General features: G+C 54.7%; 27 protein-coding genes and 1 pseudogene. 19 read left to right on the forward strand and 9 right to left on the reverse strand.

Annotated elements, in window-relative coordinates; translation table 11 throughout:
• Positions 1–13: 13 nt before the first annotated feature.
• From dcyD to NWV12_RS13920, 6 genes are all read right to left on the reverse strand, one after another.
• Positions 14–1,000, reverse strand: a complete 987-nt coding sequence (gene dcyD / locus NWV12_RS13895) for a D-cysteine desulfhydrase (RefSeq protein WP_048980999.1) — start codon at positions 998–1,000, stop codon at positions 14–16.
• A gap of 106 nt (positions 1,001–1,106) precedes the next feature.
• A complete protein-coding gene (gene tcyJ / locus NWV12_RS13900) occupies positions 1,107–1,907 on the reverse strand; it encodes a cystine ABC transporter substrate-binding protein (RefSeq protein ID WP_033145894.1) in 801 nt (266 codons plus the stop codon).
• 86 nt (positions 1,908–1,993) lie between these two features.
• Positions 1,994–2,545 (reverse strand): flagella biosynthesis regulatory protein FliZ, encoded by a 552-nt coding sequence (gene fliZ, locus NWV12_RS13905; protein WP_008500339.1) that lies wholly within the window; start codon positions 2,543–2,545, stop codon positions 1,994–1,996.
• Positions 2,546–2,599: 54 nt separating this feature from the next.
• The gene (locus NWV12_RS13910) at positions 2,600–3,319 is read right to left on the reverse strand and encodes an RNA polymerase sigma factor FliA (RefSeq protein WP_039263779.1); all 720 of its coding nucleotides are present in this window, start codon (positions 3,317–3,319) and stop codon (positions 2,600–2,602) included.
• Between the two features lie 129 nt (positions 3,320–3,448).
• A complete protein-coding gene (fliB, locus tag NWV12_RS13915) occupies positions 3,449–4,654 on the reverse strand; it encodes a flagellin lysine-N-methylase (RefSeq protein ID WP_048980998.1) in 1,206 nt (401 codons plus the stop codon).
• A gap of 62 nt (positions 4,655–4,716) precedes the next feature.
• Positions 4,717–5,541, reverse strand: a complete 825-nt coding sequence (locus NWV12_RS13920) for a flagellin (protein WP_033145896.1) — start codon at positions 5,539–5,541, stop codon at positions 4,717–4,719.
• A 401-nt stretch (positions 5,542–5,942) separates the two neighbouring features.
• On the opposite strand from NWV12_RS13920, the gene fliD reads away from it, so the two are divergent.
• From fliD to amyA, 4 genes are read left to right on the forward strand one after another with little or no spacing between them, the layout of a single operon-like run.
• On the forward strand, positions 5,943–7,367 hold the full coding sequence (gene fliD / locus NWV12_RS13925; RefSeq protein WP_033145897.1) for a flagellar filament capping protein FliD: 1,425 nt from the start codon (positions 5,943–5,945) through the stop codon (positions 7,365–7,367).
• Positions 7,368–7,388: 21 nt separating this feature from the next.
• Positions 7,389–7,793, forward strand: coding sequence for a flagellar export chaperone FliS (gene fliS / locus NWV12_RS13930; RefSeq protein ID WP_033145898.1), 405 nt, complete (start codon positions 7,389–7,391; stop codon positions 7,791–7,793).
• A gap of 5 nt (positions 7,794–7,798) precedes the next feature.
• Positions 7,799–8,173, forward strand: a complete 375-nt coding sequence (fliT, locus tag NWV12_RS13935; RefSeq protein ID WP_033145899.1) for a flagella biosynthesis regulatory protein FliT — start codon at positions 7,799–7,801, stop codon at positions 8,171–8,173.
• 51 nt (positions 8,174–8,224) lie between these two features.
• On the forward strand, positions 8,225–9,712 hold the full coding sequence (amyA, locus tag NWV12_RS13940; RefSeq protein WP_048981003.1) for an alpha-amylase: 1,488 nt from the start codon (positions 8,225–8,227) through the stop codon (positions 9,710–9,712).
• A 102-nt stretch (positions 9,713–9,814) separates the two neighbouring features.
• On the opposite strand, the gene yedD is transcribed toward amyA, so the two are convergent.
• Both yedD and fliE read right to left on the reverse strand, forming a co-directional pair.
• On the reverse strand, positions 9,815–10,228 hold the full coding sequence (yedD, locus tag NWV12_RS13945) for a lipoprotein YedD (protein ID WP_039263781.1): 414 nt from the start codon (positions 10,226–10,228) through the stop codon (positions 9,815–9,817).
• Positions 10,229–10,302: 74 nt separating this feature from the next.
• Complete coding sequence (gene fliE, locus NWV12_RS13950; protein ID WP_008500329.1) at positions 10,303–10,617, reverse strand: flagellar hook-basal body complex protein FliE; 315 nt, start codon at positions 10,615–10,617, stop codon at positions 10,303–10,305.
• A gap of 228 nt (positions 10,618–10,845) precedes the next feature.
• Between fliE and fliF the strand changes: the two genes are divergently transcribed.
• The 14 genes and pseudogenes from fliF to rcsA all read left to right on the forward strand — a co-directional run bounded on the left by fliF (position 10,846) and on the right by rcsA (position 22,380).
• On the forward strand, positions 10,846–12,525 hold the full coding sequence (gene fliF / locus NWV12_RS13955) for a flagellar basal-body MS-ring/collar protein FliF (protein WP_101744601.1): 1,680 nt from the start codon (positions 10,846–10,848) through the stop codon (positions 12,523–12,525).
• Positions 12,518–13,516, forward strand: coding sequence for a flagellar motor switch protein FliG (fliG, locus tag NWV12_RS13960; protein ID WP_023312301.1), 999 nt, complete (start codon positions 12,518–12,520; stop codon positions 13,514–13,516). Before fliF ends, fliG begins: the two co-directional genes overlap by 8 nt.
• Positions 13,509–14,216, forward strand: coding sequence for a flagellar assembly protein FliH (fliH, locus tag NWV12_RS13965; RefSeq protein ID WP_023312302.1), 708 nt, complete (start codon positions 13,509–13,511; stop codon positions 14,214–14,216). Before fliG ends, fliH begins: the two co-directional genes overlap by 8 nt.
• The gene (fliI, locus tag NWV12_RS13970) at positions 14,216–15,586 is read left to right on the forward strand and encodes a flagellar protein export ATPase FliI (protein WP_023336182.1); all 1,371 of its coding nucleotides are present in this window, start codon (positions 14,216–14,218) and stop codon (positions 15,584–15,586) included. The genes fliH and fliI overlap by 1 nt, the downstream gene beginning before the upstream one ends.
• A gap of 21 nt (positions 15,587–15,607) precedes the next feature.
• Positions 15,608–16,051 carry a flagellar export protein FliJ gene (gene fliJ, locus NWV12_RS13975; RefSeq protein WP_023312304.1) on the forward strand — a complete coding sequence of 148 codons (444 nt, stop codon included), beginning with the start codon at positions 15,608–15,610 and terminating at the stop codon, positions 16,049–16,051.
• Positions 16,048–17,280, forward strand: a complete 1,233-nt coding sequence (fliK, locus tag NWV12_RS13980; protein ID WP_048980994.1) for a flagellar hook length control protein FliK — start codon at positions 16,048–16,050, stop codon at positions 17,278–17,280. The genes fliJ and fliK overlap by 4 nt, the downstream gene beginning before the upstream one ends.
• A 106-nt stretch (positions 17,281–17,386) precedes the next feature.
• Positions 17,387–17,857: a flagellar basal body-associated protein FliL gene (fliL, locus tag NWV12_RS13985; RefSeq protein ID WP_023312306.1), complete on the forward strand. Its 471-nt coding sequence runs from the start codon at positions 17,387–17,389 to the stop codon at positions 17,855–17,857.
• 4 nt (positions 17,858–17,861) lie between these two features.
• Positions 17,862–18,866: a flagellar motor switch protein FliM gene (gene fliM / locus NWV12_RS13990; RefSeq protein WP_023336184.1), complete on the forward strand. Its 1,005-nt coding sequence runs from the start codon at positions 17,862–17,864 to the stop codon at positions 18,864–18,866.
• Entirely contained in the window at positions 18,863–19,276 is a 414-nt protein-coding gene (gene fliN / locus NWV12_RS13995) for a flagellar motor switch protein FliN (protein ID WP_023312308.1), read from the forward strand. The genes fliM and fliN overlap by 4 nt, the downstream gene beginning before the upstream one ends.
• Before the next feature lie 2 nt (positions 19,277–19,278).
• The gene (gene fliO, locus NWV12_RS14000) at positions 19,279–19,653 is read left to right on the forward strand and encodes a flagellar biosynthetic protein FliO (RefSeq protein ID WP_023312309.1); all 375 of its coding nucleotides are present in this window, start codon (positions 19,279–19,281) and stop codon (positions 19,651–19,653) included.
• Positions 19,653–20,390 carry a flagellar type III secretion system pore protein FliP gene (gene fliP, locus NWV12_RS14005; protein WP_033145903.1) on the forward strand — a complete coding sequence of 246 codons (738 nt, stop codon included), beginning with the start codon at positions 19,653–19,655 and terminating at the stop codon, positions 20,388–20,390. Before fliO ends, fliP begins: the two co-directional genes overlap by 1 nt.
• Positions 20,391–20,399: 9 nt before the next feature.
• A complete protein-coding gene (gene fliQ, locus NWV12_RS14010) occupies positions 20,400–20,669 on the forward strand; it encodes a flagellar biosynthesis protein FliQ (protein ID WP_008500315.1) in 270 nt (89 codons plus the stop codon).
• Positions 20,670–20,676: 7 nt separating this feature from the next.
• A pseudogene (gene fliR / locus NWV12_RS14015) lies at positions 20,677–21,469 on the forward strand (flagellar biosynthetic protein FliR); the annotation flags it as partial.
• Between the two features lie 287 nt (positions 21,470–21,756).
• Positions 21,757–22,380: a transcriptional regulator RcsA gene (rcsA, locus tag NWV12_RS14020; RefSeq protein ID WP_008500313.1), complete on the forward strand. Its 624-nt coding sequence runs from the start codon at positions 21,757–21,759 to the stop codon at positions 22,378–22,380.
• Positions 22,381–22,481: 101 nt separating this feature from the next.
• Here the strand turns inward: rcsA and dsrB are convergent, their stop codons facing one another.
• Entirely contained in the window at positions 22,482–22,670 is a 189-nt protein-coding gene (gene dsrB, locus NWV12_RS14025) for a protein DsrB (protein ID WP_013097741.1), read from the reverse strand.
• Between the two features lie 129 nt (positions 22,671–22,799).
• Between dsrB and yodD the strand changes: the two genes are divergently transcribed.
• Complete coding sequence (gene yodD / locus NWV12_RS14030; RefSeq protein ID WP_008500310.1) at positions 22,800–23,027, forward strand: YodD family peroxide/acid resistance protein; 228 nt, start codon at positions 22,800–22,802, stop codon at positions 23,025–23,027.
• Positions 23,028–23,199: the final 172 nt, after the last annotated feature.

The raw sequence follows: 23,199 nt of genomic DNA on the forward strand, positions 1-23,199 counted from the left end.
TTCGACCTGATTTTTAGACATGAGGATGGTAGGCAAACAGCGCAGGCGCCCCGCCGGTATGGACAAATAAAATCGGCCCTTCATCCTTAAAGCGTTTCTGCGCAATGCCGTCAATCAGTCCGGCCATCGCTTTGCCGGTATAGACCGGATCGAGCAGTATCCCCTCGAGGCGCGCCAGCAGCTTCACCGCCTCCATGCCCTCTTCGTTAGGCGTGCCGTAACCCGGCGCAAAATAGTCGTCCCAGAGCAGAATATCGGCCCTGGCCTTCAGCTCCAGCTGCGCGGCTACCGCCTGCTGTAAAGTGACCACCTTCGGCTTCTGATCCGCGACGCTGCGGGATACCGTCACGCCAATCAGCTCGACGTCCGGCAGCAGTTGTTCGAGCCCCACCGCCAGCCCGGCGTGCGTGCCCGCGCTGCCGGACGCGACAACCACGGAGGAAAGGCTTACCGCGCCCTCGCACTGCTGCGCAATTTCCAGCGCACTCTCCACATACCCCAGCGCGCCCAGCGCGTTCGAACCGCCGACGGGGACAACGTAGGGGCGGAACCCCTGCGCTTCCAGACGCGTCGCCAGCTCGTCGAGCTGGGCGGTCGGGTCGGTCAACGCATCCACCATTTCGACCTGCACGTTAAACAGATCCAGCAGCAGGCGGTTACCGTTGGTCAGATAGTTTTCTGCCCGCGTGCCAATCGGGTTTTCCAGCAATGCCACGCAGTGGAGCCCGAGCTTTGCCGCCACTGCCGCCGTCTGACGAACGTGGTTGGACTGGATAGCCCCGGCGGTAATGAGCGTATCCGCGCCTTCGCGCAGTGCGTCAGCCGCCAGAAACTCCAGCTTGCGCAGCTTATTGCCCCCCATCGCCATCGGCGTCACGTCGTCACGCTTGATAAAAATATCGCGCCCTAAATAATCAGAAAATCGCGGCAGGTACTCCAGCGGCGTCGGCGCGCCGATGAACTCCAGGCGGGGAAAGCGCGTTAAATTCTGTAGTGACATGGGTTCTCCGGTAACTCTGACAAAATGTGATATTTTTCATTATGCACGCAGACGCGAAAGAAATAAAAAAGGCGCTTTTAAAAGCGCCTTTTTTTACGGCAGAAGCTTATTTCGTGACGTCTGCACCGAACCACTTCTCGGAGAGCGCTTTCAGGCTGCCGTCTTTTTGCATGTCAGCAATCGCGGAATCAATCGCTTTGACCAGGTCTTCGTTACCTTTACGAACGGCAACGCCTGATTCCTGACGAGAGAACGCATCACCCGCTACCGCCAGGGTATTGTTGGTTTTCTTCACCAGATCCAGCGCGGCGAGGCGGTCAACCAGAATGACGTCGGTACGACCTACGCGCAGATCCTGGTATTTCGTCGGGTCATCATCATAGGTGCGGATATCCACGCCCTGCACGTTCTGGCGCAGCCACTCTTCGTAGTTGGTACCCAGACCGACACCGACTTTCTTCCCTTTCAGGTCCGCGGCAGTTTTAATTCCGCCTTCGTTGCCTTTCTTCACCAGCGCCTGAATACCGGACACGGTGTACGGCGTAGAGAAGTCATATTTCTTCTTACGCTCGTCAGAAATGGTCACCTGATTAATCACCACATCAATACGTTTGGAATCCAGCGACGCCAGCATACCGTCCCATTTGGTCGGTTTCAGTGACGCTTTAACGCCGAGGTGCTTCGCCAGCTCTTCAGCAAACTCCACTTCAAAACCGGTCAGCTTACCGTCATCGCCCTGGAAGCTGAACGGAGGATAGGTTCCTTCCAGCCCGACCAGCAGCGTACCGCGCTCTTTTACTTTATTCAGCAGGTTTTCTGCGGCGAACGTTTTCACGCTCATGCCCGCAACCAGCGCAACGGCCATAACACCCATCAGCGCCTGACGACCCAGAAGTGCAAATTTCATAAATACCCCGATATAGTGGAATTTTTACGTAGTGTAGAGAAATCGCCTGCAACGTCAAAGGCGACTGCGCTACATCTTATTCTTTTTTAATATATATCAGAAGTTGTTCCGGCGTGGGCTTTCTGCTTTATGGCACCCGGCATTTGTACCTTGTATTGAGCATACTTGCGCAGCGCAATTCGGTAGTTGTTGGTGCTGGTCGCAGGCAGCCACGGCTCCAGATTTTCATCCAGATAACCGGTTTTCAGCAGATCGCGAGAAATGTTGTTTACGGTCAGATGTTGCCCAAGGCGGCGCAGGCGAACGACATATTCGCGAACGGTGCCGTGGCTCATCTCCGTTTGTTCAAACAGGAACTGCTTGAAGCCGATAATATCGAAGAAGTCGCTTTGCTCTTTGCAGTGGAGATCCCCACAGAAACGGCAAAGCGCCACCCACTCTTTTTGCTCTTCGAGCCATGCTGCTTCGTCCATCAACGTGTCGAGACGCGAAATCGCAATCTTATTGACGATTTCGCCCCGGCGAACCAGCGTGATACGATCGAGTAACTTGTTACAGTGGGCGCAATGCGTCTGGCTGTGTTTAAAGTCTTTCAGGTAGCGGCTTAAAGGCCGTCTTTTAGATTGCTGCACCGTCATGATAACTCCTGGTTGTCAATACGTTGTGCGGCATTTTTAAGGTGAATCAATCACCTATAACTTACCCAGCTTGGTTCGTAAGCGTTTAATGGCCTGGCTGTGCAGCTGGCTCACCCGCGACTCTCCCACCTCCAGAACAGCGCCAATCTCTTTGAGGTTAAGCTCTTCCTGGTAATAAAGGGTCAATACCAGCTGTTCGCGTTCAGGCAGAGCTTCAATAGCCTCCATGACGCGCTGGCGTAAATTCCCTTCCATTAAATGGTGTAACGGGTTTTCATGCTGGTGCTCGTCCGTCACCAGCTCGATGCTATCGCCATGCTCTTCGCGCCACTCGTCATAAGAGAAGAGTTGGCTATTATTGGTATCGAGCAACATCTGACGATACTCTTCAACAGCAATGCCAAGACGTTCCGCCACTTCGGTTTCCGTTGCGTTACGTCCCAGTTCCTGTTCCAGCTGCCCCATCGCATGCGCCACTTCGCGCGCGTTGCGGCGAACACTGCGCGGCACCCAGTCGCGGCTGCGCAGCTCGTCCAGCATCGCACCACGAATACGCTGAACTGCGTAAGTCGTAAATGCCGTTCCTTGCAGAGCGTCGTATCGGTCAACTGCATTCAATAACCCGATACCGCCCGCCTGTAGCAGATCGTCGAGTTCCACGCTCGCCGGCAAGCGCACCTGGAGGCGCAATGCTTCGTGACGCACCAGCGGGACATAACGCTGCCACAGCGAGTGTTTATCCATTACACCTTCAGCGGTATAGAGTGAATTCACGATAAACAGCCCTGCGTTAGTTGAGTTATCGGCATGATTATCCGATTCTGCAGGGCGTTCAATTGGATGAAAAAGGGGGATAAAGTGAGGTTATTCTGAGGTTGCCCACAACAGGGGCAACTTTTCTGGCTAAATTAACAGTTGTAACAATGAAAGATCGTCGCCCAGTTTGACGCTATCTATATGTTGATGAAAGAGCTTTCCCGCTTCCTGATTATGCTGGCTAAGAGAGTGGAAGCTGTAAATAACATCAATAATATTATCTTGTTCAATTTTCCCCGCCACGATCGCCTGACCGGCAAGTAACGTTTTAAGGAAATAGAACTCCGCAACGATTAAATAAAGGTTATTCAACATGCTGCGGCCATTGTTCTGCGGGAAGCCCTGCTCCCAGAGTTTGTATTTAAAAAAGTTCTTGAATAAATGGTCATGGGTCGCCAGGTAACTGCCCGCCACATCGCGCCAGACGGACTCGATGTTCTCCATGACCTTGTCTGCCGGCACGGTGTCACCCGCAGTCTCAAATTGTTGATAAAGCTGAGTAAAATAACGGTTTAATACCGCACCACCGCGGGCTGTCACTTTCTTCGTGAAGTAGCTCTGGATGAGCGAAATTAACGCGAATTTCAGGCTGTAGTTCTGATTAAATCCGCCTAATTCCGTTTTGATTTTACCGCTCACCAGTTCGTTAACCAGCGAGAAATAGACCGTTTCGAGCGTGCTAATATTCTCTTCGAGATTATCGAGCTTTTCCGCCACCATGAGGAATTTCACCACGGCGTAAACCTGTTCTTCAACGCTGACGCCCTCAACGCTGAAAATATTCTGGCAGAAGAGATTGATGACCTTTGCCTTCAAATCAATCATCGGCGCATTATTGACGTCCTGCTGAACAATGACAGATTCCATCAACGACATAGACTCCCGATCGTTCAACAGAAGTCGGGTCACTTCCGGACACGAGAGGTTCAGCGATTTTTCGATTTCATTTTTATAGACCCGGTTTGTCCGCGGAAACGACGTACAGGTTGGGCTTAAGGCCTGGATGCCCATGGCGCTATGAACAGAACAGAGTTTTTCCGTATCCATAAACGGGCAGTTTTTACTTTCCGTATGGAAAATCACTTCACCCCAGTGGTCATAGTTTTTTTTGGTGACTTTTATCGCCGTTTTCGCCGTCTGACGAATAGCGGCATTTTTACTGTTCAGATAGCGATTAACGGAGGATTTATCAAACGCGATGGTCCAGCCCTGACAACAATGTTCACGGCATTCCCCACCGACACATGAAAAATCTGCGACCAGCTTTGGTTGAGTGACACTGATTTGTTTCACAGGCGGATTCTCAAATAGCAGAGATAAAAAAACCCCGCCGAAGCGGGGTTTCACGCGTAAAATTAACGCAGCAGAGACAGAACGGTCTGTGGAACCTGGTTTGCCTGAGACAGAACAGAAGTACCAGCCTGCTGCAGGATCTGCGCGCGGGACATGTTGGAAACTTCAGTTGCGTAGTCAGCGTCCTGGATACGGGACTGAGCAGCAGACAGGTTAGTTGAGGTGTTGTTCAGGTTGTTGATTGCAGAAGTGAAACGGTTCTGCACAGCACCCAGGCCAGAACGTGCTTTATCAACTTTAGCGATAGCTGCGTCGATGGTGCCCAGGTCGGTAGCGGTCATAGTTTTCAGGTCGATAGCAGCAACACCCAGAGTCGTGGTGTCAGCTTTTGCACCGCTCAGGTCCAGATCGATGGTGTCGCCGTCGTTCACGCCAACCTGAATTTTAACCACACCAGCAGTACCTGCAGTGCCGTCCAGCAGTTTGATGCCGTTGAAATCAGTTTTGCCTGCAACACGGTTGATTTCATTCAGACGCGCGGTAACTTCATCCTGCAGAGAGGCCAGGTCAGAGGTGCTGTTGGTGCCGTTGCTTGCCTGAACAGCCAGTTCACGAACGCGCTGCAAGTTGTTGTTGATTTCGTTCAGAGAACCTTCAGCAGTCTGCGCCATGGAGATACCGTCGTTGGCGTTACGCGCAGCCTGGTTCATGCCTTTAATCTGAGCGGTCATGCGGTTTGCAATCGCCTGGCCAGCAGCATCGTCTTTCGCGCTGTTAATACGCAGACCGGAGGACAGACGCTCGATAGCAGTGCCCAGAGAAGACTGAGATTTGTTCAGGTTGTTCTGAGTGGTCAGGGACAACAGGTTAGTATTGATAACTGCCATAATTTTGTTTCCTTCAAAAATTGGGTTTTAGGTCCGGTGCCTAACACTCACAGCGTCTCTCACCGTCAACAAGGTTATCGACGGGTCCCCAAAAGACTTTAGAATCAATTTTGAAAAAATTGCAAAACATTGATTTTTAAACATTTTATTTTTAAAAAATCAATTAAGGTCCATCAGAGCGTTATTATTTATGCTTTTTTAACGCGCAAAGAGATGACAAAAAAGGCACACACTTATTCGTGTTTTCAATGCACGGATAATGACCCTAAAGTGCAATCCTTTCATTTACCCCGCCAGGACGTGCCTATTCTTTGGATTATTTTTTTCTCACCATCGTAAACTTTTACGTTGAGAGGCCGATAAGAGTCCTGAACTACTTTCGTATTTTAAGGAAAATATGCATGGCTACTATCAGTAACCTCGGGATAGGTTCTGCAGGACTCGGGGATTTATATAATCAGTTGGATGCAGCAGAAAGAACCAAGCTGACGACGATTACTTCCCAGCAATCAACGTATAACGCACAGTTAAGCGCTTACGGCAAACTGCAGAGCGCCATGACATCGCTGCAGACTGCGACCGCTGCGCTGGGTAAAGCAACCACCTGGAACTCAACGTCCGTTAGCAGCACCAACACGGCCTTTACCGCCACGACAACGGCAGACGCGTCCGTGGGTTCCTTTGTTGTCAACGTCAACCAGGTTGCAAAAGCACAGGCACTGACTACCGGCTCCTATGCAAACAACACGGATTTGCTGGGCGATACGACAGGTACGACGCGTAAAATCACCATCACCCAGCCGGGCACGAAAACGCCTTTAGAGGTCACCCTGGCGGATGGCGATACGTCTCTGGCCGGGATTGCGAGCGCCATTAATAAAGCGAACGGCAACGTCACCGCCAGCGTCATTAAAGCAAAAGACGGTGATTACCGCCTGATGCTGTCATCTAAAACCACCGGTACGGATGGTGAAATGACGATCAGCGTCACTGGCGACGATAAGCTGCAAAACGCAATTGGTTACAACTCAACCACAAAAACGGGCGCGCTGACGGTTAACACCGGAGCTCAAAACGCAATTGTGGTAGTGAACAGCATCTCCATCGAGCGCCAGACGAATACCATTACCGATGCCCTGCCTGGCGTGACTTTCTCGCTGAAAGCAGAAAGCAAGGCAGATGAAACATTGGAGGTGACTCGCGCAACGGATGCTAACCAGAAGGCGATCACCGACTGGGTCACGGCGTATAACTCGCTGCAGTCCACCATTAACAGCCTGACGAAGTATGTTCCGGTTGATGCAGGCGCCGGCAGCCAGTCAGCCAGCAACGGGGCACTTGTTGGTGATGCAAACGTGCGCGGGATCCAGTCTCAGCTGCGCGGCCTGCTGACCGAAGTGCAGAGCGGCTCGGTACAGATCATGGCCCAACTGGGAATTACCCAGGACCCGGTAAAAGGTTCTGACGGTACCGTCGGTAACCTGAAAGTCGATACCGATAAGCTGAAAAAAGCGCTGACCGAGAACCCGAACGCCGTACAGCAGTATTTTGTCGGTGACGGCAAGAAAACCGGTATGGCCACTCAGATGAACAACACGCTGACCACCATGCTCAGCACCAGTACCGGCAGCGCCGGGGTGATCCAGAACGCGAAAGACGGGATCAACAAAACGCTAAAAACTCTGGGTGAGCGTTACGATGCTATGGAAGCCACTATTGATGCCACCATGGCGCGTTACAAAACCCAGTTCACCAGTCTGGACGTATTAGTCACCAAAATGACCAATACAGCCAACTACCTGACCCAACAGTTCTCACAAAAATAGTCGTAGCCTTCAGGAGTGGATATGTATAAGACCTCTGGTGTTCAATCCTATCAGCAGATAGGAGTCGAAAGCGCAGTCATGAATGCCAGTCCACACCAGCTGATTGTCATGTTGTTCGACGGGGCGCATAGCGCCCTTGTTCGCGCGCGTTTGTTCATGGAAGCCGGACAAATTCGTGAGAAAGGCGAAGCGTTAACGAAAGCCATCAATATCATCGACAACGGTTTAAAAGCAGGACTGAACATGGAGGTTGAGAGCGAGTTGTCCGGTAATCTTGCCTCCTTGTACGAATATATGGTTCGACGTTTGTTGCTGGCGAATGTCAGTAACGACGTAGACGCAATTGTTGAAGTCGAGGGTTTATTAAACAACATTGCGGATGCGTGGAAGCAAATCGGCCCCAATGCGTCCTCTATTTCAGGATAATTTTGATGAATAATCCCAGCGCAGCGCTTAGCCACTGGCAGGCGTTACATGCTCAGAGCATTGCTATGCTAAATCTCGCACATTCTGGTCAATGGGATGCGCTTATCGAGCAGGAAATGCATTATGTTCAACTGGTGGAAAAGATATCTCAAACGCCCATCATGTCATGCCCTCCGGCTCAGGTTGAGCAAGCGCGTGCGCTGCTGGAAATGATCCTTGAAAACGAGAATGCGCTAAAGGCACTGCTGAAGGTCCGCATGGACGAACTGCGTAATCTGATTGATCAAACCGGCAAACAGCAATCCATCACGTCTACCTATGGAAAGCTGTCAGGGAATATTCTTTATCCAGAAAGTTTGACCCGCGACACACAACTATGATTTCTTCATCCATACTCCAGAAGTCTGCCAATGGCTTCTGGAGCAAGGATGATGAAAAACCCCACCCTGTTACAATGTTTTCACTGGTACTACCCTGCTGGCGGTGAATTGTGGCGAGAGGTCACGGCGTTAGCTCCCAATCTTAACGAAATCGGCATCAACATGATCTGGCTGCCGCCCGCCTGTAAAGGGGCATCCGGCGGGTATTCTGTCGGCTATGACACCTATGACCTGTTCGATCTTGGCGAGTTTGACCAGAAAGGCAGTATCGCCACGAAATACGGCGACAAGGCGCAGCTGCTGGAGGCTATTGATGCCCTTAAAAGCAACGACATTGCCGTGCTGCTGGACGTGGTGGTCAACCACAAAATGGGCGCCGATGAAAAAGAGCCCGTGCGCGTTCAGCGCGTGAACGAACAGGACCGCACGCAAATCGATGACGAGGTCATTGAATGCGAAGCCTGGACTCGCTACACCTTCCCAGCCCGGGCCGGGCAGTACTCACAGTTTATCTGGGACTACAAATGCTTCAGCGGCGTCGACCATATTGAAAACCCCGATGAAGATGGCATCTTTAAAATCGTCAACGACTACACCGGCGAAGGCTGGAACGATCAGGTTGATGATGAGATGGGCAACTTCGATTACCTGATGGGCGAAAATATCGACTTTCGCAATCACGCCGTGACCGAGGAGATCAAATACTGGGCCCGCTGGGTCATGGAACAGACGCGCTGCGACGGTTTTCGTCTGGACGCCGTCAAGCATATTCCCGCCTGGTTTTACAAGGAGTGGATTGAGCACGTCCAGGAAGTCGCCGACCAGCCGCTGTTTATCGTGGCGGAATACTGGTCCCATGAGGTGGATAAACTTCAGGCCTATATTGACCAGGTCGAAGGCAAAACCATGCTGTTTGATGCCCCTCTGCAGATGAAATTCCACGAGGCGTCACGTCAGGGCCGGGATTACGACATGAGCCAAATCTTCACCGGTACCCTGGTGGAAGCCGATCCGTTTCATGCGGTCACCCTCGTCGCGAACCATGACACCCAGCCTTTGCAGGCGCTTGAAGCACCGGTCGAAGCCTGGTTTAAACCGCTGGCGTACGCGCTGATCCTGCTGCGGGAAAATGGCGTGCCGAGCGTCTTTTATCCGGATCTCTTCGGCGCCAGCTATGACGACGCGGGAGGCGACGGTGAAACGTACCATATTGATATGCCGGTCATTGAGCAGCTTCACGAGCTGATCCTCGCGCGCCAGCGTTTTGCCCACGGCGTGCAAACGCTGTTTTTCGACCATCCTAACTGCATCGCTTTCAGCCGCAGCGGCACCGATGACGATCCCGGCTGCGTAGTGGTGATGTCCAACGGGGACGACGGCGAGAAGGTGATTTGTCTTGGGGAAAACTACGGCAACAAAACGTGGCGGGATTTTCTCGGCAATCGCGAAGAAACCATCACCACGGCGGCGGATGGCGAAGGGACGTTTACCTGTAATGGGGGAAGCGTCAGCGTTTGGGTGATAGAGGATGCGTTGTAGAACGGGAAACGTGGGGCCTGATGCCCTCACCCCGTCCCTCTCCCACAGGGAGAGGGCGCAAACACCAAAAACGGCAACGAGGTTGCCGTTTTGCGTTTACCCTTAGGGTAGTTTACTCTCGAGCGGATTCTTGCTCAGGTAATCGGCACACTCAACCGTTGGACGGTCGACCTTCTGCAGCTCCAGCCCGTCATACTCAAGCGTCGAGCCATCGCGCTCCAGCGGATAGATATCCAGCTTACGCGTCACGTTGTAATAACTGTCTGAACGCAGCATGATTTTACCCGGCACGGCAATCACGCGCTGCCACTGACGACAGTCCAGCGTATCGCCCTCTTCCGTCACCACCAGCGTGGCAATCGCTTTCGGGCTGACCATGTTGCTCTGCGGCCCTTTCGACTGCCAGTATCCCGCCAGATGCGCCGGGACAGGATGCTTGATCACGTCTTTATAATTATCGACCTGAACGCACCCGGTCAGTGCCAGCAGCGCGCCAGCAATTGCTATTTTTTTCATCATCTTTCCTGCATTCGAAGAAAAAAATATTGTGGCATTAAAGCGCTGCGGCTGCCAGCGAAGATCGACAGGTATTAAACCTGCATCCCCATGACTTCCTGATACGCAGACACCAGCTTGTTACGCACCTGGATCCCCATCTGCAGGGAAACCGAGGCTTTTTGCAAATCGGTCATCACATCATTCAGCGCCACGCCCGGCTCACCGAGGGTGAACTTTTCTGCCTGAGTGCGTGCTGCGGTCTGGGTATCACTGATACGGTCAAGAGCGGCATGCAGTTGCCCCGCGAAGCTGATGCTCGGCTGCTGATCTGCCACATTCTGATTACGGGCCGTCATCGCCGTTGCCTGCAACTGACTGATTACCCCTTCAATGCCCTGTATAGCCATGACTCTCCCCTGGATGGTTTTTTACGCGGTCAAGACTAACAGCTTGTCAATAAGATAATGGCGGTAAATAGCATGAAAAAACCAGGTTATTTGACGCATAGAAAATCACGAATCATCAAATAATGGCAGGGCCATCAATATGGAACTTTTGTCGTGTTTGCCGACCCGGGAGTCAGTTTTGTTTCTCTACACGAATAACGTAAACCACCAGGATTTAAGAGGTGCGCAATGAGTGCAACAGCATCGACAGCGCCGCAGAATAAATCACTCGAGTGGATGAACCGCCTTCGCGCGAATCCTAAAATCCCGTTGATCGTGGCAGGCGCTGCCGCAATTGCGATCCTTGTAGCGATGGTCCTTTGGGCGAAAAGCCCTGATTACCGGACGCTCTACAGCAACCTTTCCGATCAGGATGGCGGCGCCATCGTCACCCAGCTTACCCAGATGAACATCCCTTATCGCTTTGCCGATAATGGCGGTGCGCTGGAGGTCCCGGCTGATAAGGTGCACGAACTGCGTCTGCGTCTGGCTCAGCAGGGGCTGCCGAAGGGCGGTGCCGTTGGCTTTGAGCTGCTGGATCAGGAAAAATTCGGTATCAGCCAGTTCAGCGAGCAGGTGAACTACCAGCGTGCGCTGGAAGGTGAACTGGCCCGCACCATTGAAACATTAGGCCCGGTGAAGAGTGCCCGCGTGCACCTGGCGATGCCTAAACCTTCTTTATTTGTCCGCGAACAGAAATCACCTTCGGCTTCCGTTACCGTGAACCTTGAACCCGGCCGCGCGCTGGACGAAGGGCAAATCAGCGCGGTGACGCACCTCGTTTCAAGCGCCGTCGCCGGCCTGCCGCCGGGTAACGTGACGCTGGTTGACCAAAGCGGTCACCTGCTGACGCAGTCCAATACCGCCGGTCGCGATCTGAATGATGCGCAGCTGAAGTATGCCGCCGATGTCGAAAGCCGTCTCCAGCGCCGTATTGAAGCCATCCTCGGCCCGGTGGTGGGTAACAGCAACGTGCACGCGCAGGTAACCGCACAGATCGACTTCGCGAACAAAGAACAAACTGAAGAGCAGTACAGCCCGAACGGCGATGCGGCTCAGGCGGTGATGCGTTCACGCCAGATCAATTCGAACGAGCAGGTCGGCGGTGCCTACCCGGGCGGCGTGCCGGGCGCGCTGTCTAACCAGCCTGCCCCGGCTAACGCGGCACCGATCTCTACGCCGCCGGCCAATCAGCAGAACGGTCAGCAAAATAATCAGCAGACCACCTCAACGACCAGTAACGCCGGTCCGCGCACCAGCAGCCGTAACGAAACCACGAACTACGAAGTGGATCGGACGATTCGCCACACTAAACTGAACGTGGGCGATATTCAGCGTCTTTCCGTTGCGGTAGTGGTGAACTACAAAACGCTGGCGGACGGCAAACCGCTGCCGTTGACTGCCGAGCAGATGAAGCAGATTGAAAACCTGACCCGTGAAGCGATGGGTTACTCCGAGAAGCGCGGCGATACCCTCAACGTGGTGAACTCACCGTTCAACTCGGTTGATGAGACCGGCGGTGAACTGCCGTTCTGGCAACAGCAGGCGTTTATCGACCAGCTGATGTCCGCAGGACGCTGGCTGCTGGTGCTGATTGTCGCGTGGCTGCTGTGGCGTAAGGGCGTTCGTCCGCAGCTCCAGCGCCGTGCTGAAGCCGAAAAAGCGGCTCGCGAGCAGATGAACACGCGTCAGGAAACGGAAGAAGCGGTTGAAGTGCGCCTCAGCAAAGATGAACAGATACAGCAGCGTCGTGCTAACCAGCGCATGGGCGCTGAGGTCATGAGCCAGCGCATTCGCGAAATGTCAGATAACGATCCGCGCGTCGTGGCGCTGGTCATCCGCCAGTGGATGGGTAACGAACATGAGTAATACGCTTACGGGCACCGATAAAAGCGTCATCCTGCTGATGACCATTGGCGAAGATCGTGCGGCAGAGGTGTTTAAACACCTCTCCCAGCGAGAAGTGCAAATTCTCAGTGCGGCCATGGCCAACGTGCGTCAGATCTCCAACAAGCAGCTGACCGAAGTGCTGGCAGAGTTTGAACAGGAAGCCGAACAGTTTGCCGCGCTCAACATTAACGCCAACGACTACCTGCGCTCCGTGCTGGTCAAGGCGCTGGGCGAAGAGCGTGCCTCCAGCCTGCTGGAAGACATTCTGGAAACGCGCGATACCGCCAGCGGTATCGAAACGCTCAACTTTATGGAGCCGCAGAGCGCCGCCGACCTTATCCGCGACGAGCACCCGCAGATTATCGCCACCATCCTTGTCCACCTTAAACGTGGTCAGGCGGCCGATATTCTGGCCCTGTTCGAAGAGCGTCTGCGTCACGATGTGATGCTGCGTATCGCGACCTTCGGCGGCGTCCAGCCGGCCGCGCTGGCGGAGCTGACCGAAGTGCTGAACAACCTGCTCGACGGTCAGAACCTCAAGCGCAGCAAAATGGGCGGCGTGAGAACGGCGGCGGAAATCATCAACCTGATGAAAACGCAGCAGGAAGAGGCCGTCATTACGGCGGTTCGCGAATTCGACGGCGAGCTGGCACAGAAAATCATCGACGAGATGTTCCTGTTCGAAAACCTCGTCGAAGTGGACGACCGCAGCATCCAGCGCCTGCTTCAGGAAGTGGATTCCGAGTCGCTGCTTATCGCCCTCAAAGGTGCCGAGCAGCCGCTGCGCGAGAAGTTCCTGCGCAACATGTCTCAGCGTGCGGCCGATATCCTGCGCGACGACCTTGCCAACCGCGGCCCGGTTCGTCTGTCTCAGGTGGAAAACGAACAGAAAGCCATTCTGCTTATTGTTCGTCGTCTGGCGGAAACCGGCGAGATGGTGATTGGCAGCGGAGACGACACCTATGTCTAATGAGCTGCCCTGGAAGCGCTGGACGCCGGACGATCTGGCGCCTCCCCTCTCCGAGTTCACGCCGGCCGTCATCGCAACCGAAGAGCTTGACCCTGACGTCGAGCAGCCCGAGCTGACCGAAGAGGAGCAGCAGGCCCAGATGCTGGCGCAGCTGCAAATGCAGGCGCACGAGCAGGGCTATAACGCCGGTCTGAACGAAGGCCGACAGAAAGGCCACGAGCAGGGGTATCAGGAAGGTCTGGCGAAAGGGTTAGAGCACGGTATCGATCAGGCGCGCCAGCAGCAGGCGCCGATCCATGCCCGCATGCAGCAGCTGGTCAGCGAGTTCCAGCACACCCTTGACGCGCTGGACAGCGTGATTGCCTCGCGACTGATGCAGATGGCGCTGGAAGCCGCGCGTCAGGTCATCGGCCAAACGCCCGTGGTGGATAACACCGCGCTTATCAAACAAATTCAGGGTCTGCTTCAGCAGGAGCCGCTGTTCAGCGGGAAACCTCAGCTGCGCGTCCATCCGGACGACCTGCAGCGCGTTGAAGAGAGCCTGGGCGCGACGCTTAACCTGCACGGCTGGCGTCTGCGCGGCGACCCGTCGCTACATCACGGCGGCTGCAAAGTCTCTGCCGATGAAGGCGATCTGGATGCCAGCGTCGCCACCCGCTGGCAGGAACTGTGCCGCCTGGCGGCACCGGGAGTCGTCTGATGACCGCGCGCCTCACCCGCTGGCTCACCACGCTCGACAACTTTGAGACGAAGATGGCGCAACTGCCATCCGTTCGTCGTTATGGGCGACTGACGCGCGCCACCGGCCTGGTTCTCGAAGCCACCGGCCTGCAGCTTCCGCTGGGCGCGACCTGCGTCATTGAGCGTCAGGATGGACTGGAAACGCGTGAAGTTGAAAGCGAAGTGGTCGGATTTAACGGCCAGCGCCTGTTCCTGATGCCGCTTGAAGAGGTGGAAGGCATTCTGCCCGGCGCGCGCGTGTATGCCAAAAACATTTCTGGCGATGGGCTGCAAAGCGGGAAGCAGCTGCCGCTTGGCCCTGCCCTGCTGGGCCGCGTGCTGGACGGCAGCGGGAAACCGCTCGACGGGCTGCCCTCCCCGGACACCACCGAAACCGGCGCGCTGATCACCCAACCGTTCAACCCCCTGCAGCGTACCCCTATCGAGCATGTGCTGGATACCGGCGTGCGCCCGATTAACGCCCTGCTGACCGTGGGACGTGGACAACGTATGGGCCTGTTCGCCGGCTCAGGCGTAGGTAAATCCGTCCTGCTCGGCATGATGGCGCGCTATACCCAGGCCGACGTGATCGTCGTGGGGCTGATCGGCGAACGTGGTCGTGAAGTAAAAGACTTTATTGAAAACATTCTGGGTGCGGAAGGCCGCGCCCGCTCGGTGGTGATCGCCGCACCGGCAGACGTGTCGCCGCTGTTGCGCATGCAGGGTGCCGCATATGCCACCCGTATCGCCGAAGATTTTCGTGACCGCGGCAAGCACGTGCTGCTGATCATGGATTCCCTGACCCGTTACGCGATGGCGCAGCGTGAAATCGCCTTGGCCATCGGTGAGCCACCGGCGACCAAAGGCTACCCGCCTTCGGTATTCGCCAAACTCCCTGCGCTGGTGGAACGCGCGGGGAACGGCATCAGCGGCGGCGGCTCCATCACCGCGTTCTATACGGTACTGACGGAAGGCGATGACCAGCAGGACCCGATTGCCGACTCCGCGCGCGCGATCCTTGACGGTCATATTGTGCTGTCGCGCCGTCTGGCCGAAGCCGGGCACTACCCGGCCATCGATATTGAAGCCTCTATCAGCCGCGCAATGACGGCGCTGATAACCGAGAAGCACTACGCCCGCGTGCGTAACTTCAAACAACTGCTTTCCAGCTTCCAGCGCAACCGCGATCTGGTCAGCGTGGGGGCGTATGCCAAAGGCAGCGACCCGATGCTCGACAAGGCGATTAGCCTGTGGCCGCAGCTGGAGGCATTTTTGCAACAAGGCATTTTTGAACGCGCCGACTGGGAAGATTCAATTCAGGCACTGGAGCTGATTTTCCCGCAGGTGTAACACAGGTGGAGGGCGAAGGTCATGGCGCAAAACAGCGCGTTATCAACGCTGAAAGATCTGGCTGAAAAAGAAGTTGATGATGCCGCATTGCAGCTAGGCGCAATGCGACGCGGGTGCCAGCAGGCTGAAGAACAGTTGAAGATGTTGATCGACTATCAGCATGAATATCGCACCAACCTCAATACCGACATGACACAGGGCATTGGCAGCCAGCGCTGGATTAACTATCAGCAGTTTATCCAGACGCTGGAAAAGGCGATAGATCAGCATCGCCAGCAGCTTAACCAGTGGACCCAGAAAGTCGATACCGCGCTGAATTTCTGGCGCGAGAAGAAGCAGCGACTGCAGGCCTGGCAGACTTTACAGGACAGACAGATCGCGGCAACGACCCTGGCGGAAAACCGTCTGGATCAGAAGAAAATGGATGAGTTTGCCCAGCGCGCATCAATGAGGAAACCGGAATGATCACACTGCAACAACTGCTGATGAGCGACAGCGACCTGTCAGGCGGCACGCAAACGGGGAAAGGCACCGACGGTGCACAGGACTTTCTCTCTCTGCTGGCGGGCGCCCTGTCGGACGCAACGGGCAAGGGCAAAGATGCGCCGCTAACCCTGGCTGATCTGAAAGCCGCCGGCAGTAAACTGTCAAAAGTGGCTGAGGACGCCAAAGGGGATACCACCCTGCAGGCCAAAATTGCCGACCTGCTCTCGCGCCAGACCGCGCTGAACGGCGATGAAACGTCGCCCGTCACGTCGCTTGATACGCTGGTTTCCGGGCTGGTGCCGCTGTCTAAAGGCGACGCGCTGAAGACGCTCAATGTGGCAAACAGCAAAGATGACGGTAAGAGCGAGCTGAGCGAAGAAGAGCTGGCCGGATTAAGCGCCCTGATGGCGATGCTGCCGCACCAGCAGCAAACTACCGCCTCTCGCGCGGCAGGCAGCGAGGGCGTTTCCGCCACCTCAACGCTGAATTCCGCGACGCTTTCAAACGGCGCGGGCCAACCGTCCCTGAACGCGTCTGCGGGAAGCCACGATAAAGCGCAGAGTGCTACGCCTTATCAGAACCAGGTGAAAAATCACGAGCCGGCCCTGCAGAGCAACGCGCCTGCTACACCGGCCGTGGCCGCAGCGGCAGAGAAGCAGGAGCTCGCCAGTTCGTCCTCATCATCATCACCAACAGCTACTCTGGCACCGATTATGTCCAGCCATGCGACCAGTCAGACGGCCGCCACCGTCGCCAGCGCGCCGGTATTAAGCCAGCCTCTGGGGACCCACGAATGGCAGCAGTCCCTGAGCCAGCACATCACCCTGTTCACTAAGCAGGGCCAGCAGACGGCAGAGCTGCGCCTGCACCCGGAAGATCTGGGTCAGGTGCAAATTTCGCTTAAGCTGGATGATAACCAGGCCCAGCTGCAGATGGTCTCTGCGCACAGCCATGTTCGTGCGGCACTGGAAGCCGCGCTGCCGGTACTGCGGACCTCACTGGCGGAAAACGGCATTCAGCTTGCGCAGAGCAGCGTCAGCAGCGAGAGCTTCGCCGGGCAGCAGCAGTCCTCGTCCCAGCAGCAGCACCAGGCTTCGCGTTCCGGCAACACCGGCGGTTTTAATGAAGAGAGCGATGAGTTACTGCCTGTTCCTGCCGCCCTGCAGTCCGCAGCGCGCGGTAACAGTGCCGTAGACATCTTCGCCTAAACGCCAGAGGTAGCGTGATTATCCCCGTCTTTTCCACGCTTTGACGACAGCAGGACACGGGATAATCACCTTATTAAGCTGTACCGAAACAGGAAGCTCGTATCAGATGACTGACTCCGCTATCACCAAAAAAAGTAAGCGTTCCATCTGGATCCCGCTGCTGGTGTTGATCACGCTCGCCGCCTGCGCTACCGCGGGCTATAGTTACTGGCGTATGCAGCAGGAACCGACCACCGCTGCAGCCAAAGCTGAAGCACCGCCTCCGCCGGCTCCAGTGTTCTTCCCGCTGGATACCTTCACCGTCAACCTGGGTGATGCGGATCGCGTGCTTTACGTTGGCATTACGCTGCGCCTGAAAGATGAAGCCACCCGTTCACGTCTGAACGATTACCTTCCTGAAGTGCGTAGCCGCCTTCTGCTGCTGTTCTCTCGTCAGGACGCTTCGGCGCTGGCTACCGATGTGGGTAAGCAAAAGCTGGTCGACGCCATTAAACAAACGCTGGCGACCCCGCTGGTAAACGGCCAACCTAAGCAGGAAGTCACTGACGTTCTGTATACAGCATTCATTCTGCGGTAACGACATGGGCGACAGTATTCTTTCTCAGGCAGAAATCGATGCGCTGCTCAACGGCGACAGCGATAACAATGATGATCCTAAACCGGGTATTGGCGGCGATAGCGATATTCGTCCCTATGACCCGAATACCCAGCGTCGCGTGGTACGTGAACGTCTGCAGGCGCTGGAGATCATTAACGAACGTTTTGCACGTCAGTTCCGTATGGGGCTGTTTAACCTGCTGCGTCGTAGCCCGGATATTACGGTGGGTGCGATCCGCATTCAGCCTTATCATGAGTTTGCCCGCAACCTGCCGGTGCCAACCAACCTTAACCTGATTCATCTGAAGCCGCTGCGCGGCACCGGTCTGGTGGTGTTTTCGCCAAGCCTGGTGTTCATCGCGGTGGATAACCTGTTCGGCGGCGACGGGCGTTTCCCGACCAAAGTAGAAGGTCGTGAATTCACCCATACCGAACAGCGCGTCATTAACCGCATGCTGAAGCTGGCGCTGGAATCTTACAGCGACGCGTGGAAAGCGATTAACCCGCTGGAAGTGGAGTACGTCCGTTCTGAGATGCAGGTGAAATTTACCAATATCACCACCTCCCCGAACGATATCGTCGTTAACACGCCGTTCCACGTGGAGATCGGTAACCTGACCGGCGAGTTCAACATCTGCCTGCCGTTCAGCATGATCGAACCGCTGCGCGAGCTGCTGGTGAACCCGCCGCTGGAGAACTCCCGCAACGAAGACCAGAACTGGCGTGAAAACCTGGTCCGCCAGGTCCAGCATTCGCAGCTTGAGCTGGTGGCGAGCTTCGCCGATATCCCGCTGCGGTTATCTCAGATCCTGAAATTACAACCCGGTGATGTTTTGCCGATAGAAAAACCCGACCGCATTATTGCCCATGTGGATGGTGTCCCCGTGCTGACAAGCCAGTACGGCACGATTAACGGTCAGTATGCGTTACGCGTTGAGCACTTGATCAACCCGATTTTGAATTCGCTGAATGAGGAACAGCCCAAATGAGTGACATGAACAATCCGTCCGATGAGAACAGCGGAGCACTGGACGATCTGTGGGCTGACGCGTTAAACGAGCAAAAAGCACCCCCGGCCAAAAGTGCAGCGGATGCCGTATTCCAGCAGCTCGGCGGCGGTGACGTCAGCGGCACGCTGCAGGACATCGACCTGATTATGGATATCCCGGTTAAGCTGACCGTTGAGCTGGGACGCACCCGCATGACCATTAAAGAGCTGCTGCGCCTGACGCAGGGTTCCGTGGTGGCCCTTGACGGTCTGGCCGGCGAGCCGCTGGATATTCTGATCAACGGTTATCTGATTGCCCAGGGTGAAGTGGTGGTGGTTGCCGATAAATACGGCGTACGCATCACCGACATCATTACCCCGTCTGAACGTATGCGTCGTCTGAGCCGTTAAGCATGAAAACCCAGGCAACAATATCACAGCCTTCTGCCGTTCCCGGCTCGCCTCTGCTCCAGGTGAGCGGGGCATTGTTCGGTATTATTGCCTTTATTCTTATCGCCGCCTGGCTGGCGAAACGCTTTGGCCTGGCGGGTAAAACCGCCGGTGCCCGCGGCCTGAAGGTCAGCGCCAGCACCACGCTGGGGCCACGCGAACGCGTGGTCATCGTCGAGGTAGACGATGCGCGCCTGGTCCTGGGCGTCACGGCCTCAAACATCAGCGTATTACACAAGCTGCCGCCCGCCCCTGTTGTGGTGGACGAGCGCGCAGACGCCCCTGCGGATTTTCAGTCCGTCATGAAGAGTTTGCTTAAGCGTTCCGGGAGATCCTGATGCGCCGTTTGTTATCCCTGACGCTTGCGGGCGTTGGCCTGTTTGCTCCCGCGGTCTATGCACAGCTGCCCGGTCTGGTCTCCACCCCTCTCGCGGGCGGCGGACAAAGCTGGTCGCTTCCGGTGCAGACGCTGGTGTTCATCACCTCGCTGACGTTTATTCCGGCCATCCTGCTGATGATGACCAGCTTCACCCGCATCATCATCGTCTTTGGTCTGCTGCGAAACGCGCTGGGAACCCCTTCCGCGCCGCCAAACCAGGTTCTGCTGGGGCTGGCGCTGTTTTTGACCTTTTTCATTATGTCGCCGGTTATCGACAAGATTTATACCGACGCCTATCAGCCGTTCAGCGAAGACAAAATCTCCATGCAGGAGGCGCTGGATAAAGGCGCGCAGCCGCTGCGGGAATTTATGCTGCGCCAGACGCGCGAAGCCGACCTGGCCCTCTTTGCCCGCCTGTCCAACACCGGCGAGATGCAGGGACCGGAAGCGGTGCCAATGCGTATTCTTCTGCCTGCCTATGTCACCAGCGAGCTGAAAACCGCGTTCCAGATTGGCTTTACCATCTTTATTCCGTTCCTGATTATCGACCTGGTGATCGCCAGCGTCCTGATGGCGCTCGGGATGATGATGGTGCCGCCCGCGACCATTGCCCTGCCCTTTAAGATCATGCTCTTTGTACTGGTCGACGGCTGGCAGCTGCTGGTCAGTTCGCTGGCGCAGAGTTTCTACAGTTAAGGAACGGCAATGACACCCGAATCGGTCATGATGATGGGCACGGAAGCGATGAAAATCGCGATTGCCGTTGCTGCGCCGCTGCTGCTTGTCGCGCTGGTTACCGGTCTGATTATCAGTATCCTGCAGGCCGCCACGCAGATTAACGAAATGACGCTGTCGTTCATCCCGAAAATCATCGCCGTGTTCGTGGCGATTATCGTGGCCGGGCCGTGGATGCTGAACCTGTTGCTGGACTATATGCGCAACCTGTTTACCAATCTGCCGTACATCATCGGCTGACCTGACGATGCTGCACTTCACCAGCGACCAGTGGGTTCAGTGGCTCGGCGTCTATTTTTGGCCGATGCTGCGCATCATGGCGCTGATATCCACCGCCCCGATTCTCAGTGAGAAATCGATACCCAAGCGCGTCAAGGTGGGGCTGGGCATTATCATCTCCATTATCGTCGCGCCCTCTCTTCCCCCCGTGGATATTCCGATCTTCTCGGCGAACGCGGTGTGGGTGGCCCTGCAGCAGGTGATGATTGGCGTCGCCGTCGGCTTTACCATGCAGCTCGCCTTTGCCGCGGTGCGTACCGCAGGGGAACTGATCGGCCTGCAGATGGGGCTATCGTTCGCCACGTTTGTTGACCCTGGCAGTCATCTCAACATGCCCGTGCTGGCGCGTATTATCGATCTGCTCGCCATGCTGCTGTTCCTGTCGTTCAACGGCCATCTCTGGCTTATCTCCATGCTGGTGGATACGTTCCATACGCTGCCGATTGGCGAAAATCCGGTGAACAGCAACGCTTTCCTCGCGCTTACCCGCGCTGCGGGGCTGATTTTCCTCAACGGGCTGATGCTGGCGCTGCCGATCATCACCCTGCTGCTGACCGTCAACCTGGCGTTAGGTTTACTCAACCGAATGGCGCCGCAGCTTTCGGTGTTTGTCATTGGTTTTCCGCTGACGCTAACGGTTGGGATTTTATTAATGTCATTACTGATGCCACTTATCGCTCCCTTCTGTGAACATTTATTCGGCGAGATATTCAACCTGTTAGCGGATATTGTCAGCGAGCTGCCACGTAAATAATAGCCCTCACTGTTGCTATTGTCTTTCTGAGGATATTCCTAAAATAAAACACGTAAAACATCTTCCAGGATATATCTGACGCGGTTTAATTGTTTCTAACCATCTCACAATACTTAATATTTACTTTACTTTAAGAAGATTCCTGGCAAATTATACGTAACTTTACGGGATAGTGAGTCCGCCTGAAAGTCTTTGTCATGCTCACAGGTTTATTATTTTTTTCCATCCCGTATGGCTGTTTTGAGCTCTCAGGCAGATGGTGAATTATCGTTACGCATTGAGTGAGGGTATGCCATGTCAACGATCATTATGGATTTATGCAGCTACACCCGGCTAGGGTTAACCGGGTACCTGGCAAGCAGAGGGGTAAGAAAGAGAGACATCAACGATGCACACACCGTTGACGAACTCGCAGCCGCTTGTGACGAACTAAAACCAGGCGTGGTGTTTATTAATGAGGACTGTTTCATTCACGATCCAGCCAACAGTCAGCACATTAAGCAAATCATTAATCAGCATCCAAAAACCCTGTTTATTGTTTTTATGGCGATCGCGAATATCCATTTCGATGAGTATTTGTTGGTCCGTAAAAATTTATTGATCAGTTCTAAATCGATTAAACCCGAGTCGCTAGATGACATTCTGGGTGATTATTTGAATAAAGAAGTTAAAAATGTAGGAGCGGTTAACTTACCCACCCTATCATTAAGCAGGACTGAATCAAGTATGCTGCGAATGTGGATGGCGGGACAAGGAACTATTCAGATCTCTGACCAGATGAATATTAAAGCGAAAACCGTTTCGTCACACAAAGGAAATATTAAAAGGAAAATTAAAACGCATAATAAGCAAGTGATCTACCACGTGGTACGCCTGACCGATAATGTGACGAACGGGATTTTCGTCAACATGCGTTAGTCGCTTAAGACCTGTGCACCCTACCTTTGATCTCTGGCCTGGCCAGAGATTTTTGCTTCTGGAGAGGGTGTCGGGCACGCGCTGTGCTACCCGACGCCGTGCTACTCCGCCTTCTCGACAAAAATACCGTCCGGATGCCCCAGTTCGTTAAAAAACCAGATGCCGAGCGGGTAGTCTTCAAGCGATACCAGGTACATAGTGCCTTCGCTAAACTCTTCAATTGCCAGCACCACACCCGGGCGGCGCGGCCCACCGTCCGTTTTAACGGTTACCCGATCGTTGACCTTCATACATTCCTCCTCTGGTTTTGAGCCAGTGTAGAACAAAACGCTAAAACGCACATCGCCGCCCGGCGTGATTGGCGTTTTTATACACAGTCTATACTTACCGTTGGACACGGCTGAAAGAGGAACCCCGTAATGAAGACCGATAAAGAGTACAGCGACACCATCAAGCGCGAAGTCGAGGTGGATGTCGATGCCCTGTTGGCCGCCATCAATGAGATCAGTGAGTCAGAAGTCCGCCGGTCGGACGACAATTCGGACCGCGTCATTGTCAACGGAAGGGATTATCACACCTATCGCGAGCTGGCGGAGGCCTTCGAGCTTGATATTCACGACTTTAGCGTGTCTGAAGCCAATCGGTAGGGCGAAAAAAATCCCGGCCATGGGGATGACCGGGATCAAAACTTGCTTATGCAAGAAGCACTTGAAAATTCGTTACACCAGGAAATCTGATGTACATGCCACACTATCCCCAACGAATTTGGCTGACAAGCATATATTCTTACGATGAATATAATATTTTTAACATAATGCT

This window comes from Enterobacter sp. Crenshaw, from assembly GCF_024734705.1.
Classification (GTDB): domain Bacteria; phylum Pseudomonadota; class Gammaproteobacteria; order Enterobacterales; family Enterobacteriaceae; genus Enterobacter; species Enterobacter asburiae_B.

Excerpts from the sequence above, each read along its gene's own strand:
- dcyD (WP_048980999.1), bottom strand. The coding sequence starts at position 1,000 with ATGTCACTACAGAATTTAACGCGCTTTCCCCGCCTGGAGTTCATCGGC.
- tcyJ (WP_033145894.1), bottom strand. The coding sequence starts at position 1,907 with ATGAAATTTGCACTTCTGGGTCGTCAGGCGCTGATGGGTGTTATGGCC.
- fliZ (WP_008500339.1), bottom strand. The coding sequence starts at position 2,545 with ATGACGGTGCAGCAATCTAAAAGACGGCCTTTAAGCCGCTACCTGAAA.
- NWV12_RS13920 (WP_033145896.1), bottom strand. The coding sequence starts at position 5,541 with ATGGCAGTTATCAATACTAACCTGTTGTCCCTGACCACTCAGAACAAC.
- fliD (WP_033145897.1), top strand. The coding sequence starts at position 5,943 with ATGGCTACTATCAGTAACCTCGGGATAGGTTCTGCAGGACTCGGGGAT.
- fliS (WP_033145898.1), top strand. The coding sequence starts at position 7,389 with ATGTATAAGACCTCTGGTGTTCAATCCTATCAGCAGATAGGAGTCGAA.
- fliT (WP_033145899.1), top strand. The coding sequence starts at position 7,799 with ATGAATAATCCCAGCGCAGCGCTTAGCCACTGGCAGGCGTTACATGCT.
- amyA (WP_048981003.1), top strand. The coding sequence starts at position 8,225 with ATGAAAAACCCCACCCTGTTACAATGTTTTCACTGGTACTACCCTGCT.
- yedD (WP_039263781.1), bottom strand. The coding sequence starts at position 10,228 with ATGAAAAAAATAGCAATTGCTGGCGCGCTGCTGGCACTGACCGGGTGC.
- fliE (WP_008500329.1), bottom strand. The coding sequence starts at position 10,617 with ATGGCTATACAGGGCATTGAAGGGGTAATCAGTCAGTTGCAGGCAACG.
- fliF (WP_101744601.1), top strand. The coding sequence starts at position 10,846 with ATGAGTGCAACAGCATCGACAGCGCCGCAGAATAAATCACTCGAGTGG.
- fliG (WP_023312301.1), top strand. The coding sequence starts at position 12,518 with ATGAGTAATACGCTTACGGGCACCGATAAAAGCGTCATCCTGCTGATG.
- fliH (WP_023312302.1), top strand. The coding sequence starts at position 13,509 with ATGTCTAATGAGCTGCCCTGGAAGCGCTGGACGCCGGACGATCTGGCG.
- fliI (WP_023336182.1), top strand. The coding sequence starts at position 14,216 with ATGACCGCGCGCCTCACCCGCTGGCTCACCACGCTCGACAACTTTGAG.
- fliJ (WP_023312304.1), top strand. The coding sequence starts at position 15,608 with ATGGCGCAAAACAGCGCGTTATCAACGCTGAAAGATCTGGCTGAAAAA.
- fliK (WP_048980994.1), top strand. The coding sequence starts at position 16,048 with ATGATCACACTGCAACAACTGCTGATGAGCGACAGCGACCTGTCAGGC.
- fliL (WP_023312306.1), top strand. The coding sequence starts at position 17,387 with ATGACTGACTCCGCTATCACCAAAAAAAGTAAGCGTTCCATCTGGATC.
- fliM (WP_023336184.1), top strand. The coding sequence starts at position 17,862 with ATGGGCGACAGTATTCTTTCTCAGGCAGAAATCGATGCGCTGCTCAAC.
- fliN (WP_023312308.1), top strand. The coding sequence starts at position 18,863 with ATGAGTGACATGAACAATCCGTCCGATGAGAACAGCGGAGCACTGGAC.
- fliO (WP_023312309.1), top strand. The coding sequence starts at position 19,279 with ATGAAAACCCAGGCAACAATATCACAGCCTTCTGCCGTTCCCGGCTCG.
- fliP (WP_033145903.1), top strand. The coding sequence starts at position 19,653 with ATGCGCCGTTTGTTATCCCTGACGCTTGCGGGCGTTGGCCTGTTTGCT.
- fliQ (WP_008500315.1), top strand. The coding sequence starts at position 20,400 with ATGACACCCGAATCGGTCATGATGATGGGCACGGAAGCGATGAAAATC.
- rcsA (WP_008500313.1), top strand. The coding sequence starts at position 21,757 with ATGTCAACGATCATTATGGATTTATGCAGCTACACCCGGCTAGGGTTA.
- dsrB (WP_013097741.1), bottom strand. The coding sequence starts at position 22,670 with ATGAAGGTCAACGATCGGGTAACCGTTAAAACGGACGGTGGGCCGCGC.
- yodD (WP_008500310.1), top strand. The coding sequence starts at position 22,800 with ATGAAGACCGATAAAGAGTACAGCGACACCATCAAGCGCGAAGTCGAG.